Source organism: Pedobacter anseongensis (genome assembly GCF_037482965.1).
Lineage (GTDB): Bacteria > Bacteroidota > Bacteroidia > Sphingobacteriales > Sphingobacteriaceae > Pedobacter > Pedobacter anseongensis.
Window position 1 is genome coordinate 1 of record NZ_JBBHKB010000001.1, and the last position, 18,409, is coordinate 18,409.

General features: G+C 37.1%; 12 protein-coding genes and 1 pseudogene. 3 read left to right on the top strand and 10 right to left on the bottom strand.

All coding sequences use genetic code 11. The features are described 5' to 3' along the window. Nucleotides 1-723: 723 nt before the first annotated feature. From WG904_RS19590 to WG904_RS00015, 4 genes and pseudogenes are all read right to left on the bottom strand, one after another. Nucleotides 724-892 (bottom strand): annotated as a pseudogene (locus WG904_RS19590) (JAB domain-containing protein); the annotation flags it as partial. Nucleotides 893-1,015: 123 nt separating this feature from the next. Beyond that, nucleotides 1,016-1,375, bottom strand: a complete 360-nt coding sequence (locus tag WG904_RS00005) for a WapI family immunity protein (RefSeq protein WP_339577244.1) — start codon at nucleotides 1,373-1,375, stop codon at nucleotides 1,016-1,018. 2 nt (nucleotides 1,376-1,377) lie between these two features. Beyond that, on the bottom strand, nucleotides 1,378-1,560 hold the full coding sequence (locus WG904_RS00010) for a hypothetical protein (protein WP_339577245.1): 183 nt from the start codon (nucleotides 1,558-1,560) through the stop codon (nucleotides 1,378-1,380). A gap of 124 nt (nucleotides 1,561-1,684) precedes the next feature. Continuing rightward, entirely contained in the window at nucleotides 1,685-1,975 is a 291-nt protein-coding gene (locus tag WG904_RS00015) for a hypothetical protein (protein WP_339577246.1), read from the bottom strand. Between the two features lie 95 nt (nucleotides 1,976-2,070). Between WG904_RS00015 and WG904_RS00020 the strand changes: the two genes are divergently transcribed. Further along, entirely contained in the window at nucleotides 2,071-2,328 is a 258-nt protein-coding gene (locus WG904_RS00020; protein WP_339577247.1) for a hypothetical protein, read from the top strand. A gap of 1 nt (nucleotide 2,329) precedes the next feature. Here WG904_RS00020 and WG904_RS00025 read toward each other — a convergent pair whose 3' ends face one another. Both WG904_RS00025 and WG904_RS00030 read right to left on the bottom strand, forming a co-directional pair. Continuing rightward, nucleotides 2,330-3,508 (bottom strand): GAF domain-containing sensor histidine kinase, encoded by a 1,179-nt coding sequence (locus WG904_RS00025; RefSeq protein WP_339577248.1) that lies wholly within the window; start codon nucleotides 3,506-3,508, stop codon nucleotides 2,330-2,332. Between the two features lie 73 nt (nucleotides 3,509-3,581). After that, nucleotides 3,582-5,834 carry a sensor histidine kinase gene (locus WG904_RS00030; RefSeq protein WP_339577249.1) on the bottom strand — a complete coding sequence of 751 codons (2,253 nt, stop codon included), beginning with the start codon at nucleotides 5,832-5,834 and terminating at the stop codon, nucleotides 3,582-3,584. A 13-nt stretch (nucleotides 5,835-5,847) separates the two neighbouring features. Here WG904_RS00030 and WG904_RS00035 point away from each other — a divergent pair, with 13 nt between their 5' ends. Then, the gene (locus WG904_RS00035; protein WP_339577250.1) at nucleotides 5,848-5,979 is read left to right on the top strand and encodes a hypothetical protein; all 132 of its coding nucleotides are present in this window, start codon (nucleotides 5,848-5,850) and stop codon (nucleotides 5,977-5,979) included. A gap of 142 nt (nucleotides 5,980-6,121) precedes the next feature. Here WG904_RS00035 and glgB read toward each other — a convergent pair whose 3' ends face one another. The 4 genes from glgB to WG904_RS00055 all read right to left on the bottom strand — a co-directional run bounded on the left by glgB (nucleotide 6,122) and on the right by WG904_RS00055 (nucleotide 15,733). After that, entirely contained in the window at nucleotides 6,122-8,074 is a 1,953-nt protein-coding gene (gene glgB, locus WG904_RS00040; protein ID WP_339577251.1) for a 1,4-alpha-glucan branching protein GlgB, read from the bottom strand. A 75-nt stretch (nucleotides 8,075-8,149) separates the two neighbouring features. Further along, the gene (locus WG904_RS00045) at nucleotides 8,150-10,615 is read right to left on the bottom strand and encodes a glycoside hydrolase family 31 protein (RefSeq protein ID WP_339577252.1); all 2,466 of its coding nucleotides are present in this window, start codon (nucleotides 10,613-10,615) and stop codon (nucleotides 8,150-8,152) included. A gap of 285 nt (nucleotides 10,616-10,900) precedes the next feature. Beyond that, nucleotides 10,901-12,562, bottom strand: a complete 1,662-nt coding sequence (locus tag WG904_RS00050) for an alpha-amylase family glycosyl hydrolase (RefSeq protein WP_339577253.1) — start codon at nucleotides 12,560-12,562, stop codon at nucleotides 10,901-10,903. A 282-nt stretch (nucleotides 12,563-12,844) separates the two neighbouring features. Then, nucleotides 12,845-15,733 (bottom strand): TonB-dependent receptor, encoded by a 2,889-nt coding sequence (locus WG904_RS00055; RefSeq protein WP_339577254.1) that lies wholly within the window; start codon nucleotides 15,731-15,733, stop codon nucleotides 12,845-12,847. Between the two features lie 242 nt (nucleotides 15,734-15,975). On the opposite strand from WG904_RS00055, the gene WG904_RS00060 reads away from it, so the two are divergent. Then, nucleotides 15,976-18,408, top strand: a complete 2,433-nt coding sequence (locus WG904_RS00060; protein ID WP_339577255.1) for a penicillin acylase family protein — start codon at nucleotides 15,976-15,978, stop codon at nucleotides 18,406-18,408. The last annotated feature ends 1 nt before the right edge of the window (nucleotide 18,409 follow it).

The window sequence follows — 18,409 nt, forward strand, 5'->3', positions numbered from 1 at the left end:
AATGACTTGCGGCTTTTTTATTGCATAATAAAATCACATTCAACAGTTGGGTAAAACCATGCAGATTAAAGCCCCACTAATACAGCGGTTATTAATTACTGGGAGTTTCTATAGTTAAAAAATATTTACCAGTAAATTAATTATTCACCTATCAATATTCTGAAAAATTAGTAGCTAAGCCTTTAATGATCGTCAATTCAACGCTTATTTAACAAATATTTAACATTAAATATCAAAAAATGCAAAACAATTATTCTAATTTTGCGTTATACATCTTAGTTATCGATACTGAAAAAGCAGTTTTGTCATAGAAATAACATGAAATATAAATAAATTAAAAAATACTTAGTGTAAATTATACACCATTAAAAATTATTTCTATATTTGTATCATCATTAGTTGCTAAAGGATTTTAACAGCTACAAAAAAAGAAATTACATTCCATAACAGGAATAAAAAAATAACCCGTTCATACAGGTTTATATTTGGTTAGAAAAAGAGATAAGTCTGGATGGATTATCTCTTTTCTTGTTTTAGGGTTGTTTTATGCGCTTTAATTACCAACCAAGGCAGGTTATAGTTTAAGTCGTTTATTAATATGTTAGTAATTTCTTTTCAAATCTAAGGGTTTGGATTATCATTTGCTATGTTCTCGTCCCTATTTATTTACTTCTCGTCCCCGTACTAGCAAAAAATTATATCTCTCGTCTCCGTAATTTTACATCATTCCATCATCAGCATAGCTATAAAACCATCTTTCGTGATAATCATGTGATCACATACTTTTATATCTAGTAATTCTCCTGCCTGTCTAAGCTTCTTAGTTATGTGTGTCTACCAAACTTGAATTGATATTTCCGCTTGGGTGGTTATGCGCTAGGATAATCGAACTAGCTTCTTTCTCCGCTTAAGCCACCATTTGGAGAGAGGAATGGATTTAGGATGTTGCCATAACTTGATATTTTTATAAATCTTTATGGCTAGTTAAGGTAGTTAAGCTTGAAATAAATTTAGGTTAAGCAGTTTGGTCAGTTGAAAAACCAAATCTTATATATTGCACGTTATGAGTTCCACCAATTTGTCCAGAAACCATTATTCTACCTAAATCATTAGCTTTAAATTCTAAAAAACCATCGGAATCTGTATCTCTAATTGTAGCAGTTCCGTCCAATAAATCATACATTCTTGATAGCTGGTCAACAAATGTTAATATATCTATACGATTAAAACAAAAGTTTGAAGCTCCTGAAAACCCATTTGAAATAACTGAGACTTTAATAGTGAAGTAATCTTCAACTAAATAATCAACATTAAAGAATAGACTTTCTGAAACACTATTAGTTTCCAATGTTATTACTTCTCCGATTTGCGTCATTACTATTTAAATTTAAAGTCATCAACTGCGACAATTACGCCATTCTCGAATTTTTCTACATCGTGTATTTCCACGCCATGTGCATTTGTATTTGTCATCTTCCTCCAACCAAACCATCTTGAGTCAGCAAGGGGCGGAAGACTGACCATAGTTCCAACATGAGGATTTGACATAATTTCTTTCATGGCAAGCTGTTCAATTAGGTTATTTGCAACGGTTCTACCAGTTGAACCTAAGCCTAAGGGAGCAAGGCTAGGACTAAATGGTTTCGCTAATTCGGTACTAACTTTAGTAGGCGAAATTTAAGCTTCATTCAAAAACCGTTACCAACGCTAGCGTGGTAGCGATAATCAACAAAAGACTAAGCGACCAAAATAAATAACCGTTTATCTTAAATTTCGCTTTAACCCATCTAATGGAAGTTAGCACCAGCATAAAAAGCAAGAGCACCAGCGCAGGAATAGTTAATAGCTGTCGAAAAACACCTATTAACACAAATGTTAAATGCAGAACAAAGGTATCTAGAAGCAAAAAGCCAAAAAAAGCCGTCAATAAACAACTTCCATAAAGCAGATTCTTATTACTAATTTCTCGCAGCATGATATTAAGATTAGCGTATCACAAGATAACTATTTTTTTTCACAAACCTTTTTCCATCAGCCTTGTTATTCCTTTCGAACTAAAAAGCTACAGCAATGGATATCAACGAAAATATCGCAGGATTAGGCAAAAATCATGATCAAGAAGCGCATGAAAACGATATTGCCAAAAAACAAAGTGAGGCAAAGCCCGCAGCAGAAAATCTAGATATGATGCCCAATAGCGTTAATGCAAAGGGGCAAAAAGAATTTCTTCCACCCTTACACGAAGAAGCGAATGATTATGCCATAGAAGAGCATAAGAAAGCCGAAGAATGGGAACATCGTAGTGACCAAAAAACCAACACCCCATAAACTAAATAACCATTTTAAACGTAAAGCAAGTAAATTCATCTGTAGAGTGTACTTCGAGCTTACCTTTATGGGCTTTTGCAATTTCTGCAGCAATATACAAGCCCAATCCTAAACCACGCTGAGTAGGTTCGATATCGCCTTTATAAAAGGGTTGAAATAATCGCTCCATCACACGCTCATCAATTCTATTTCCTTCGTTAGTTACACTTAATAAAAATTCATCGCCAATGGCAGAAACCACCACCTGTACGGGAGCACCACTTTTGCCATGCGTTAAAGCATTGCCAAGCAAATTAGATAAAAGTTGTGCCATGCGTTTTCCATCGCAATTAAAATTTTGTTCTAAAGTAAATTTTGTTTCAATAATATAATCTGGTGAAACCAGTCGAAGTTCTTCCACAATGTGTAAAAGTGTGGCTTCTAATTGTTCATCATTACTTAAATTTAGTTTTATGCCCTCACCTAAATGGCCTCTAGCAAAATCGAGGATATTTTCTATTAAACTCCTCATTCGCTGTGTAGAGGTTTGCACAATCGTAGCCATCCGTTTTACCCGATCTTCTACCGGCATGCGTAATAAAAGTTCTGATACATTTAAAATAGCACCAACCGGATTACGCAAATCGTGACCCAAAATGGCAATAAATTTATCTCTTAATTCTGCCGTTTTTTTAGCTTCAACCAATTGCGCTTCTTTTAACTCCAATTCATTAATGGCATGCAAATGAAAAGCAATTAAATCGGCAAAAAGCACAAACATGTTTATAATTTCGGCCTTGTTAATATCGGCAGGATTGGGGTCTATTGCACAAAGTGTACCAAAAAACACGCCACTTTTGGTAGTAATGGGTATAGAAATATAGCTCTGCAATCCGTATAGTTTTGGGGTATGGTGATTGGCGTAAACCTCATCCTTTGCCACATTATTAATAACAATAGGCATTTTATGCTGACGGATTTCGTGACAAAGGGTAGTTTCGACTTTTAATTCACCCCCAGGCAATAGACCAAATTGTATTTCGTCTCTAACCGCACAGGCCACCCATCGCTCTTCTGTTACCCGTGCAATTGCGGCGAAACCCATCCCCGTGGTACGACAAACCACCTCTAAGAGTGCGCTTACCACATCTATGCTACCAATAGCAGCAACGTCTGCTTCAATGTTCAAGTTAGTATTCAAATCTGTGCAATTTATCTATAAACGGTAATAAATAATCGTAAAGATTAGAGCGCTGAGTTGTTTGGCCAACAGGCTAGCTCTTAAAATAAATCTTAAAAGTAGTCCCTTTGTTAACTTGACTTTCTACTTCAATCTTACCACCCATAGCTTCGATCTGGTTTTTAGTGATGAATAATCCATAGCCCCTAGCATCGGCATTACCATTAAAGGTTTGATACATCCCAAACATTTTCTCGCCATATTTTTTTAGATCGATACCAATTCCATTGTCAGATACCCTAAGCACTTGTTGACCATTCTCTTCAAAACAGGTTAAAGAAATCACTGGATCGCGATCGGCATGACTATACCGAATAGCGTTCGAAATTAAATTCAATAAAATGCTTTCTAAGTAAGCCCGGTTATAATTGATCAAGACGTTTTCGTTTACTTTATTGATAATAGCTACTTTTCGATTTAAAATTTGAGCGTTAAGTGTAGATAATGTTCGTTGTATGTAATCGTTCAGATTCAAAGGTTCTAACACAATATCGATGCTGCTTTGAATATTCACCACATTATTAAGGTTAAGCAGGGTTTCGTTCAGGTTTTCGGCCACCGTTTTTAATAGTTGAATCATCTCTTTACGCTCTTTCGCTGATGCCGCGTTCTCAATGAGCTCGGTAATACCTTGAATATTACTAGCATGCGATCGTAAATTATGAGAAACGATATACGAAAAGTTCAATAATCGCTTGTTTTGCTCGGTTACCAAGTTAAACGAATGATTTAATGCCACTTCAGCCTGCTTTTGCGTGGTAATATCGATCATAATACCCCTTAGCTTTACGGGCTGCCCATGCTCTTCAATTACCGAAACAATATCGCGAATCCATACAATTGAGCCGTCCTTTGCAAAAATTCTATACTCTGCATCCAATTGTTTTTTCTTGATGATATTGTTGTTCAGGTACTCAACCATCATATCTCTATCTTCTGGATACAAGTGGTCTATCCAAAAAGTCGGACTGCTTTTCCATTGTTTTACGGAATACCCTAAAATATCTTCTACCTTTTTACTGATAAAGATTGATTCGTATGGTTCAATGTAACTTTCCCATACAATACCATCAATCGTGTTAATTAGCGATTGAATTCGATGTTGCGACTCAACTAAAACTTGTGCAGCAGCCTTTCGCGCACTTGAATCTTCCAAAATAATAATATGATTGGTAGGTTCTTCACCAGTTTTCCAAAGCGGTGTAATGATAACACTGCCCCATTTTACGTCACCCGTTTTACTTACGTAACGTTTTTCATCGTTAATCTGTCGTATTTCACCATTGATAAACAGTTTAAAAAGCCTCGATTCTTCTTCCACATCATCGGGATGTATTAACGTTTTTATCTTTTTATTAATCAACTCCTCGGCCGTGAAGCCCAAAAATTCGCACAAATATTTATTTACCTCTAATAATTCCCCTGTTTTCGAATTAACTCTTGCAATACCAATTGCTGCGTTATCGAAAATACCCTTAAACTTGCTCTCTGTATTGATTAAAAGCTTGCCCTGCTGCTTAAACATTTGCTGCAAGTCGGCCTGTTTAATGATTAAACGAGTTAACAAATAACTCGAAAGTATAGCTAAGCTCAATCCAAAAACGACAGTCGAAATAAGCTGAAACCAAACATCGAAACGATTTACATAGATAACATACAGTTTCCAATCGCCATCGGGAAAAACTATAGATTTCGATTGTTGGAATTTACTTGGATCCTCAAAATCAAGGAAAAATTCTTCCTTCTTAGTGGTCGAATTCTGTTTAGAAAATCGGAACTGATAATCTTTATATTTCGTATTATCAATTCCGGCAGATTTAAAAAAAGTATCTAGTTTGATTACTATTGCAGAAAAGCCCCAAAATTTATTATTAATGAAAACAGGCAATCTACCTACTAGTCCGGTTCCGCCCTGATTAAGCACTACCGGCCCTTGGTAATACATTTTTTTGCTCTTAATGGCTTTAGTTACCTCAGAAACTGTTTCCGGAACACTTTTAAAAAGGTCTAGATTTAATGCTTTTTCGTTCCCTTTTAAAGGATAAATATACTTTATAACCCCATCGGGAACCAACTGTACTGCTTGTAATTGAGGATTAGAACGAATTAACTTTTCGGCTACCGAGTTAAAATTTCTCGGCTCGCCCTTTTCGCCAATGGTTAGCGCAAGGGTAAGTGATACGGTATAATTATTTTTTAGTGATTGCTCTATATTTTCTTCAACTTGATTTAATATTGACGAAATCTCACGATTTTTGTTCTCCTTAAACAACTCATACCGCTGCATAACAAACAATATAATGAAGAGAAGTAAAAAGAAAAAAAACAAGAACCCAGTCATCTTTGGCTTTGTTAAAAACCAATTTGCGGTTCTGTTTATTCTTTTTACTATCTCTGAGCGCGTCAACAAAATATTGCTTGGTGAAAGTTAACTTTTAAATAATTTTGAATCATAAATATAGTAAAATTGATTAAACAAAAATAAGCTTAACATAAATCATCTTACACCAATCGCTCGGTGGGCCGACCTTCGAATGACGGTAGGGCATACTCATTAACAAATCCTCAAATTAGCTAATTAATACCCTTTTTAAAAATCGTAACCCCCAAAGGTGGCACATTAATTAAGATAGATTGTTTCTGCCCATTATATTCAACTGTTTCGGCAACTAAAACCTCTTCATTTCGTTTTCCACTCCCAAAAAACTCAGCTGCATCGGTATTAAAAACCTCTTTCCACTTGCCTTTGCTTGGCACCCCAATTCGGTAGTTTTCGCGATAAACAGGGGTAACATTAATTATCACCAATAAAGTATCCTTTGCCTTATCCGATTTACGCGCATAGCTATATACTGAATTTTCAACATCATCGGCATTTATCCAATCGAAACCATCGTAAGAAAAGTTATAATGGTACAATGCTGGTTCACTTTTATACAGTTGATTTAGTGCCTTTACCATTTGTTGCATGCCTGAATGAGGCGGATATTGCAATAAATCCCAATTTAATGATTCAGTAAAATTCCATTCTGTAGTTTGCGCAAATTCATTGCCCATAAATAAGAGTTTTGTACCCGGATGGGTAAACATATAGGCATACAGCGTTCTTAAATTCGCAAACTTCTGCCATTCATCGCCTGGCATTTTATAAATCATTGACGATTTACCGTGCACCACTTCATCATGCGAAAAAGGAAGCATAAAATTTTCGGTAAAGGCATAAGTTATGCTAAAAGTTAATTGATGGTGATTAAATTTCCGTCCAATCGGATCCGTTTTGAAATACTTCAACGTATCGTTCATCCACCCCATCATCCATTTCATGCCAAAACCTAGTCCGCCCGCATATACCGGACGAGTTACCCCATCAAAGGTGCTACTTTCTTCTGCAATGGTATGTACGCCTTTATAATTGCCATATATGGCTTCATTTAAATCTTTAAGAAAAGTAATTGCCCCTAAGTTTTCGCTTCCCCCAAACTCATTCGTACCTGCTTCTTCTGGCGTACGCGAAAAATCGAAATAAAGCATAGAAGCTACGGCGTCCACTCTTAATCCATCCGCATGAAACTGATCGATCCAAAACAAGGCATTACTGATTAGGAAAGAACGCACTTCATTTCGATCATAGTTAAATATGTACGATTTCCAATCGGGATGAAAACCCTTGCGCATATCGGCATGCTCATATAAATGTGTCCCATCGAACTGGAACAATCCATTGGCATCACCTGGAAAATGAGAAGGTACCCAGTCTAAGATTACCGCAATGTTGTTTTTGTGCAATTCCTCAATCAAAAACATTAAATCTTGTGGATGGCCATGTCGAGAACTTGCCGCAAAATAGCCCGTAATCTGATATCCCCAGGATGGGTAATAGGGATATTCCATGATGGGCATAAACTCTACATGGGTAAAGCCCATTTCTAAAACGTAGGGCACCAATGTGTTTGCAATTTCTCCATAGCTTAATACCCGCTCTGGATTAGCCGGATCGCGTTGCCAAGAGCCTAAATGAATTTCGTAGACCGAAATGGGTTTGTTTAAGGCGTTTAATTTTGGGCGTTTAGTAAGCCACGATTTATCTTTCCACGTGTAATTCGTATCCCAAACTATAGATGCCTTTTGAGGCGGATGCTCCCAACGCAATGCATAGGGATCTCCTTTTTCGATGTCGCTGCCCTCAAAACCTTTGATGTAGTATTTATAAACCTCTCCTTTACTTATATTAGGGATAAAACCTTCCCAAATACCCGAGTGGTCTTGCCTTTTATTGAGGTAATGGGTGTTTCGGCTCCAATTGTTAAAATTACCAATTACCGTAACTGCTTGAGCATTGGGCGCCCAAACGGCAAAATAAGTGCCGTTAACTTTATGAAGCTGACATAAATGGGCACCCATTTTTTCGTATAAACGAAAATGTTTTCCTAAGAGGAATAAGTCGATGTCGAATGTGGTAAATAAACTATGCTCCCAAACCGGTTGGGTTAAGCGAGTGGCAACTGGCGTTTGGGGTTTTGCTTTCATAGTTTTTTAACAAAAATATATCGGTTTTCCTATTTTAGGGTCCGTTTTCTCGAATTATAGTACTCGTTGGTAAAACTACACCCCAATAATCTTAATCTGAACAAAATTCTTGTTCGACTTAAATTTCAGTCGCTTGCGTTCATCAATTGTAAAATCGCTCACTTCTTTATCATCAACAAAGATCTTACTCACTGCAAAAGGCAAACCAATTACATTGTAATCGTACAACTCGTAATTTGGGGTATATAAACCTTCAGTTCTTTGCTCGATAAACAGATTTTTGCCATCTCCTTTCACACTGAATTTTTTTTCCAGGTAAATGTCTTGTTCATAGGCAAATGTATCGCCATGATCTTCGAACAAGAACGAATTTACCTCATACCCTGCATAATAAATATTTAACCAAACCTCATCAATTGGTTTTTCACCAACATATTGCATGATTGGATATTCAGGGATAACCGAACCAGCACGTACAAATAATGGCATATCTTCGAGCGGAGCCGATACAGTATATTCGTTCTCTCCGTTCAACAATTCGTGCGTCCAGAAATTATACCATTGTCCACGAGGCAAATACACCAACCTAGAAATAGCGCCTTGTTCTAAAACCGGGCAAACCAAAATTTTATCGCCAAAGGTAAATTCATCTTGACGGAAATGGTTGCTAATATGTTCTTGTTCAAGCATCGCCAAGGGTCTTAAAATTGGAAAACCATAGCGATGATGCTCCCAAAATACAGAATAAATATAAGGCATTAATTGATACCTTAATTCTATAAACTTTCGATTAATGCTTGTAAAAGGCTCACCAAAGCTCCACGGCTCTCTTTCAGAAGTATCTCCGGCAGAATGTGCACGCATAAATGGCGAGAATGTGCCTAATTGTATCCATCTCGTAAATAATTCGCCATCTGGTTCTCCACTAAAGCCTCCTATATCGGTACCTACAAAAGGCACACCCGAAACCGACATACGTTGACATTGGATATTCCCTAATTTTAAATGTTCCCAAGTGGCAACATTATCACCCGTCCACACACACGCATAGCGTTGTACGCCCGAATAGCCAGCTCTTGTAATGGTAAAAGGACGCTTATTCCGCATTAATTTTTTTAACCCATCGTAAGTAGAACGCACCATCTGCATACCATAAATATTATGTGCTTTCCGATGAGAGCCGCGATAACCATCGTAATTATGGCGTACATCGTTAGGAAAAGTACCAGCACCAAAAACGGCAGGCTCATTCATATCGTTCCAAAATCCAGCAACGCCAATATCGATTAATTCCTTATACAAGCCACCCCACCACTCTCTTACTTTTGGGTTGGTAAAATCTGGAAACTGGCAACGGCCCGGCCAAACATGACCTTCCATAAAGTAATCGTCGCTTCGGCGACAGAAATAATTATTTTCTTTCCCTTCTTTAAATACCCAATAATTATCGTCTACCTTAATTCCAGGGTCGATCATCACTACGGTTTTCATCCCCATATTGGCCAAATCTTTGATCATGCCTTTAGGATCCGGGAAGTATTTTTTATTCCAGGTAAAACAGCGGTAGCCATCCATATAATCGATATCGAGATAAATGGCATCGCATGGGATTTTGTAATCTCTAAACCCTTGAGCAATTTCCCTCACCTTTGTTTCTGGATAATAACTCCATCGGCATTGATGAAAACCCAAAGCCCATTTTGGCGGCAATTGATGCGTTCCAGTTAAAGTCTGATACCGCTTAACCACATCCATCATGTGTGGCCCATGGATATAATAATATTGAAGCTCTCCTCCATCGGCCCAAAAGCTGGTTTTTACATTATTTTCTTTTCCAAAATCGAAATACGAGCGGAAGGTATTATCGAAGAAAATTCCATATGCAGCAGCTTCGTGAATTCCAATATAGAATGGGATGGTACGGTATAAGGGGTCTTGATCCCAGCCAAAAGAATAGGCATCCGTATTCCAATTCTGGAATTTACGTCCTCGCAAGTTCATATTGCCCGACTTATCGCCGAGGCCAAAGAAATTCTCTTCAGACAAACATTCCTTTGTAGCGTAAACATAGTAGCCTCCAAATTCTACATTCTCTTCCCAATGCATGGCCGATGCGTCTTTGCTCATTACTTTTCCGGTTAAATTATCAGAAAAAGAAATGAAAAAATCGGCTTTATTAATTTTACAGGTTATGGTATTGGTAGAAATGGCGTAAAAATCGTCGCTTTCCTTAAAACTAAAAGTAGTTACTTTTTGATCTACCTGCTGAACAGCATAAGAAAAATCGTCTAGAAAAACACCATGTGGAGCCAATCGAACTCTAATAATTTCGTCGCTAACCACCCTAACTTCTACTTTGGCATTGCCATCCGAAAAATAAAATCTGTTATTTTCTTTCTTTACCTTTTTAACTTCTGTTAAATATTCTTTAACTATGGGTTTGAGGTTAGCTACCGGATTATTTAAATGCTGAATAATATCTTCTTCAATAGGATCTATTTTTGCTATTTCGATGTTTTCGTTATTGATTTCGTCTTCCATAAAATAAACATATTAAAAAATCTATATAAAAAGAGGTTTTTTTTGATTTTTAACACAGCGCGCACAGAGTGATTTTCACAGAAAACACCGAGGGTTTGTTTTTTACCATATAAGAAACGGAATACGATATATGTTGGACGCCAGACCTTATGCGCTCCTTATACCGTTTATTGATCAGAATGTATTTTTAACATGGCCTCATAAACTATGCGCACTACGTGTTATTTGCGGTTAAAAAATAAAACTCCTCTTTCTGTGTTAAAAAAATCATCTGTGGATAAAACCTTAAAACTCAAATATTCCAGCCCCGCTAGCTGGCATGTTAATGTTTAACCCTTCGTTAATATCTTTAGCTACAAGAACTGTTTCTGTTAAAAGATCGGTAAACGAAATTGTGTTTTTGTTAATATTAAGTTTAATTAATATCGGAGTCGGAAATTTAAGGGTTAATGAAATAGCAGATCGGTTAAAATTACTTATAATTAATACACGTTTTTCTGAAGTATACCGCACAAAAGCATATACATTCTGTCCTGCTAAAATCTCATGAAAATCTCCATGCGAAATCGCTTCATTTGTTTTAGCTATATTGAGCAGTTTTGCATAAAAAGCTCGAAGATTTTTATCTTCTTCGCTTAACTGGCCGCCATCAAAAGCACCGTTATTCATCCATTTCTGATGTTGCGGCATTCCCCAGTAGTCGAAAATAGTTGTACGACCATCATCTCCACTAAACCCTTCGCTACCTAAAGCAGGTTCTCCAACTTCTTGTCCATTAAAAATCATTACAGGCCCACCTGCTAACGTTGCAGTAATCACCATTCCAGGCACAGCATACCATGGATTACCGGCAAAATCTTTCGAAGCGATACGGGTTTCATCATGGTTTTCTAGAAAGCGAAGCATGTGATCAGAAAAGCCATTGCTTTCGTGCTTCCAAACGTAAGTAATTTCGTTAACATCTGCATGTTGATCTGCTCGAATTAACCGCTTTAAGCTATCGTATAAGCCTACTTTATCGTATAAATAACTGAATTTTCCGTTGAAAATAAAATTTCTGTACCCCTTTCTTTCATAGGCCTCACCAATAAAAATTAAATGAGGATATTTCTTTTTAAGATCGGTGATTACCCAGTTCCAAAATTCGACAGGAACAAATTCGGCCATGTCGCATCGAAAACCATTTACACCCTTGGCTGCCCAAAAAGCTAATATATCTCGCATTTTTTTCCATACGGGCGGTTGTGGGAAAAAATTTTTCGTCTTATTCTGCATATCTACACCATAATTTAACTTAATGGTTTCGAACCAATCGTTTATACTTGGTGTGGCACTAAATACATTATTACCTGTCGCTTTAGCAGGGAATTCATCAAAATCCCCTATTGGTGCAATAAACTTTTCATTTGGGATATAATAAAAATCATTTTTTGGATCAAAACGGCAATTTACATCATCATTTTCACCAAAATTTTTAATAGTAGGGGATTTAACATCAGAATAATATGACCTTGCCACATGATTAGGTACAAAATCCATCAAAACCTTCATGCCTAATGCGTGTGTTCGTTTAATTAAAGCTTCATATTCGGCCATTCGCTTGTTTACATCCATCGCAAGATCAGGAGCAACATCGTAATAATCTTTTATCGCAAAAGGAGAGCCTGCCCTGCCCTTTATAATGCCCGGGTTATCATTCTTTATGCCGAAAGCGGTATAATCGGTTGTGGTTGCATGTTCAATTACGCCCGTATACCATATGTAATCTATCCCCAATTCTTTTAGTGCAGTTAACGCCCTTTCGTTTATATCATTAAATTTTCCACTTCCATTTTCTTCAATCGAACCATTATAGGTATTCGTGGTATTTCTATTTCCAAAATAACGCACAAACATTTGATAGATGATGATTTTATGGTTTTTATTTAACATCTTATACCCTTCCATTCTTCATTTTGTTCGGACATTAAGCTGAACCTAGCGAATTGACTAATCTGCCATGCTTTTAGAACTGCCATAGTTTAGCTTTTTAAATTATCATCAAAACCATTGCCAAGATTGAATGCAAGATGCAAAACAGAGCTAATATTAAGATAATGAGGCTACAGGTTATGAGCTAAATTTTTGTATGCGTTTGGGTAAAAATGCAGTTAAAAAATAAAGAGCTCCCCGATTATTTCGGAGAACTCTTTATGCGCCCAAGACTTAGGACTTCAGGCTCAAGACTAATTAAGGATTATACGTTAGCCCTACATAATAAATTGCACCAACCATCGGATTTCCGAATGAGGTTGCGTAGTATTTATTTAAGATATTAGAACCACCCAATTTAATCATCGATTTAACAGCTGGCACTCTTAAGTTAACCTGCGCGTCGAATGTTGAATAAGAAGGCACAATTCCTCTTGCAAAGGTAGAGTTCCATAAGAACTTATCTTGCCAGCGGTACTGGATGTTAAAGCCAACGTTTTTAGCGATTTCTTTATTACCAACCCCTGCATTAAATCTCCACTCTGGGGTATTAAAGTTATTGTCGAAACTAGTTGGTGTATCACCAATTTTATTGTACGAAGCATTTGCATTGTAAGTCCATTTTCCAGATAGGTAATCTAATCCGAATGCACCACCATACGATTTCACATTTCCGGCAAGGTTAACTGGAACGCTAAATTTAACCGCAGTAGTTGTTGGATTTTGGTATAAATCGACCCCACCAATAAAGTCCTTATAGATATTATAGTAAGCATAGGCATCAATCAATAATCTTGATGTTGCCAAGCCCTTGTACCCAAACTCAAAAGACTGAACACTTTCTGGACGAAGGCCCCCTGCATCAAAGGTATAAGGTGTTAATAACGCAGGATTTGGAGTACCTGCAGCAACAGACGCTAGAAAGGCTTTATAGCTAGAGGCTAATACCCCCTTATTGCTATTCAAACCATACTTGTTAATCGATTCTGGTAAACCGCCAATTAAACGAGTTGAACCTCCACCTACGGCTAAATCGATATATTGATCTTGTGTAGTTGGGTTACGATATCCCGTTTGATACGACATCCTCAAGTTATTATTAGGAGCAATCGTGTACACACCTGTAATACGAGGGGTTAAACGGCCTTCGAAATTTTGGCTTTTATCGTAGCGACCAGCAACTGTCATTTTAAATTTGTCGGTTAACTTTTTACCAACTTGAACAAATGCTCCATACTCACCAATGGTGATGTCGCGTGTAGCATCGTCGAAAATAGTACCATCAGAATGTAAGAAATAATCGCGATAAGACGCACCTACTTGTAAATCTACCACATTATTTAAAGCGTTTGAGAAGTTATACATCCCCTCGTAATGGAATAGGTTTGTTTTATCGTTAAACTTAGCGCCATTTGCTGGGCCTATAGTTTTTGATGCAATTGCGCTCTTGGCCGTTTCGAAACCAGCAGAGCCTGGAACTAAGCGCCCAATATCTGCTTGCGAACGCGCAAAAGATTGTGCAGCAGCATCTGCTTGTCCACTTGCTCTTGCACCTACATAATTTGCAATGTATTGAGGGAACCAAGTTGTGCTTGCTTTCCAAGCTTCATTAATGAATGTTCCTAATATAGTAGCATTATATGCTTCTCCAGAACGCTCTTGAGTAGTGTATCCCCTTAAGAAAAAATCCTTTCCTTTTAATTCCAGTTTATACTGACCAATGCTGAAATTTCTTAACGAATAGCGATCTGTTCCAGTGTAAACCGAAGTACCTGTTCCCCAATTTGCTTGTGCAATCGCTTCAACTGCATTGCTAAATTTATAGTGCAATGAAGTTGATGTTTTTAATGATTTTGTATCATAATCAACTAAATCAGTTTCTGCATAACCCGTTCTAGATACAAATTGATTAGGAATTAAACCTGCCTTTAAACCTACATAAAAAGGAAAATAATTCCCAACAGCTGGTCTTAATGCAGCTGGTAAACCAGCTAAAAATGCAGATTGTTGTGCTGCATTTGGGATAACGGAGCCAAAAGTAGCATCAATCATCGATTTAATGTTTGGAATTGCACCTCCTGTAGCAGCAGCTATACCTAAAATCGTTTGATTTTGCACACTCTGTGCTACGTTGATCATATTCTGGCTAATTTCATCGCCATACACGTTAATCCCATCGTAATTGGGGTCAGAATTACGATCTCCACCTTTTAGCTCACGAATGGTTCTATCGAAATTTCTAGTATCGGTGGCTGCCCAATCTTTAGCTTGTAAGAATGAAAATGACGTTTTGAATCCCCATTTATCATTCCAAGATTTAGCCAAACGAATGTCGAATTGTTTGTATTCTTGTATGCCATCTGTATTGGTTTTATCGCCAGCGTGATTAATACCGCCTTTATATTGCATACTTACCCCTTGATATTGGAATGGGTTTTTAGAAGTCATCAATAACGTACCATTAATTCCACCTGCTCCATATAATGCTGAGGCAGCGCCTGGAAGTAGCTCCACATTATCCACATCAAGATCAGAAATACCCACAATATTACCTACCGAGAAATTTAAACCTGGTGCTTGATTATCCATTCCATCAATATATTGATTAAAACGAGTATTGCCATTTGCATTAAAACCACGTGTATTTACCGATTTAAACGTTAAACTTTGCGTGCTCATCTCTACCCCCTTTAAATTGTTTAAGGCATCGTAGAACGAAGGTGCAGGAAGCTCTTTTAATGCAGCATTACTAATGCGCTCAATACTTACTGGCGATTCTAAAATACGCTCAGGTGTTCTTGAGGCAGAGATTACTACCTCTTGACCCAAAATAGCGCCTATTTCGAGTTCAATAGCCAAATTATTAGTATTACCTGAAATTGATCTCTCTACCGGAACATAGCCCAAATAAGAAACAACAATGGTAAAAGGTGCCTTCTCTGTGGTGCTAAAAGTAAATTGGCCTCGGTCGTTTGTAGCCGTTCCAATTGTTTTCCCTTTTATGGTTACACTTACTCCCGAAATGGCCTCTTTAGTTAATTTGTCGGTTATGGTACCGCTAACTACAATACTTTGTGCATAAGCAGCGATCCCAGTCGCGGAGAGCACAAAAAGCATAAAAATGATTTTTGTAAAGATTTTGTTCATACGTTAGTCGTTTATATTTGTTTATTTGAATATAAACTTAAATACAAATTTCGATACTAACAAATTCTATTCTGTTTAAAAATTAATTTACAAAATCTTATTTCATCTGTATATCTTTATTTTTTTAATAGGCATATGGAACTTTAAATGATAAATAATTATTTTATCATTAGCGGTTCATTACATTAAAAATTAATTTTATAGTAAATTGCAGAAATAAACCAAATTAACACTTCAACCTGATGAATAGAGTTAAAGCCCTTTTATGCATACTTATACCTATTTTATTAGCTTATGCACTCAACACTAAATTTGGCAGTACCCCCCCTATCCTAAGATTTTTAAATCCATTTACGGGTTTTTGGCAAAATGCAGAGAGCAATAAGCTTAAGGCCAATGGCAAGATCGCGCTAAAAGGAGCCAAAGCAGAAATCGATATTATTTTCGACGACCGTATGATTCCCCATGTTTTTGCTAAAAACGATTACGATGTATATTATGCACAGGGTTATGTAACCGCCATGCACCGCTTGTGGCAAATGGATTTTCAAACGCGTTTTGCGGCCGGAAGGATTTCTGAAGTTGTAGGTGAAAAAGCCATCGAAGTAGATCGGTACCAACGTAGAATGGGAATGGTTTATGGTGCTGAAAATTCTTTACGAGGGATGATGGAAGACCCAAAAGCTAGAGAAATGATTTTAGCCTATACCGAGGGCATCAATGATTATATCCATTCGTTATCGAGAGCAAATTACCCAATTGAATATAAAATTCTCGACTTTAAGCCAGAAGATTGGACTCCAATTAAATGTGCATTACTGTTAAAACAAATGTCGGCCGTACTCGCCATGGGGTCTGATGAATTTTATATGACTAATATCTTGAAAAAATTTGGGCCAGAAATTACGAAAAATTTATTTCCTGATTATCCGTTTAAAGAAGACCCTATTATTCCCGTAGGCACCAAATGGGATTTTAAACCACTTCCAATTCCAGAAGCGCCAAAAGCCTTTACCGAAATGATGAGTACTACCATCGAAACAAAACAGAAGGTTGAAGGAATTGGAAGCAACAATTGGGCGGTTTCTGGAGCAAAAACAGCGTCGGGATTTCCAATATTAGCGAACGACCCACATTTGGATTTAACATTACCTTCTATATGGTATCAAATCCAACTTCATGCGCCTGGAATGAATGCTTACGGTGTATCTCTTCCTGGTGCACCCGGAATAATTATTGGCTATAATAAAGATATTGCCTGGGGAGTAACTAATGTAGCTGCCGATGTGCTCGATTTTTATCAAATTAAATTTAAGGATAATTCGCATCAACAATATTGGTACAATAACACTTGGGAAAATACCACCAAAAGAATAGAGCAAATTAAAATACTTGGTGGAAAAACCGAAATCGATACCGTTTACTATACACATCAAGGCCCAGTTGTTTATCTTGAAAAAGCCAACTATAGTAGAGCAAATAACGTCCCTATTGGTAATGCATTAAGGTGGATTGCCCACGATAAATCGAACGAGTTGATGACATTCTATTACTTAAATAGAGGAAAAAATTATGATGATTATCGAAAAGCTTTAACTTTTTATACTGCTCCAGCGCAAAATTTTGTTTTTGCAAGTAATCAAAACGACATTGCGATTACCCCAAATGGTAAGTTTCCCTTAAAATGGAAAGACCAAGGCAAGTTTATTTTGGATGGTTCAGACCCAAAGAACGATTGGCAAGGCTGGATTCCTGCAGCACAAAACCCTACGGTAAAAAATCCGCCACTTAACTTTGTAAGCTCAGCCAATCAATCTTCAACAGATCCAAACTACCCTTATTACATCAATTGGGAGTTTTCTCCTTACGAAAGAGGAAAACGAATTAACGACCGATTAATGGTAATGAAGGGAGCCAATGTAGATAGCATGCGAAATTTACAAATGGACACGTACAGCATTGCCGCACAAAATCTACTCCCTTATATCTTGCCTTCAATTAATCAATCAAAGCTAAACGCAACTCAAAAAGAAGCCTTTAACGCTATTGCAAAGTGGAATAAATTTTTCGAAGCAAAAGAAATTGGAGCGAGCATCTTTGACCTGTGGACCAAACGATTATTCTACAACATCTGGAATGATGAATTTACAATTAAAGACATCCCCATGCGTTACCCAAATCGTGATCGAACTATAGAACTTATTCAAAAAGAACCCAATTCGGTATGGTTCGATAACATCAATACCAAAAACAAAGAAACGTTGAACGATTTAGTAAACGAATCGTTTAAGTATACCTGTGATAGTTTAGAAAAAAAATACGGATCCATAGGCAAAAACTGGCACTGGGGGAATGTTAAAGGAAGCAATGTTCCGCATTTAGCAAAAATTCCGGGCTTCGGTTCAAAAAAACTCGATATTGGTGGAGGTAAAAGTACAGTTAATGCCCTGAGCGAAACCAATGGTCCATCATGGCGCATGGTTATCGAGCTTGGCAAAATGCCAAAGGGTCATGGCGTTTATCCTGGTGGACAATCAGGAAATCCGGGAAGTCCATATTACGATAACATGGTGGATACCTGGGCGCAAGGAAAATTGTACGATTTATTTTTTATGCAATCGCAAGACGATAAATCAGGTAAAGTTATTTCACGTTTAAAAATCTCAAAAAAATAGG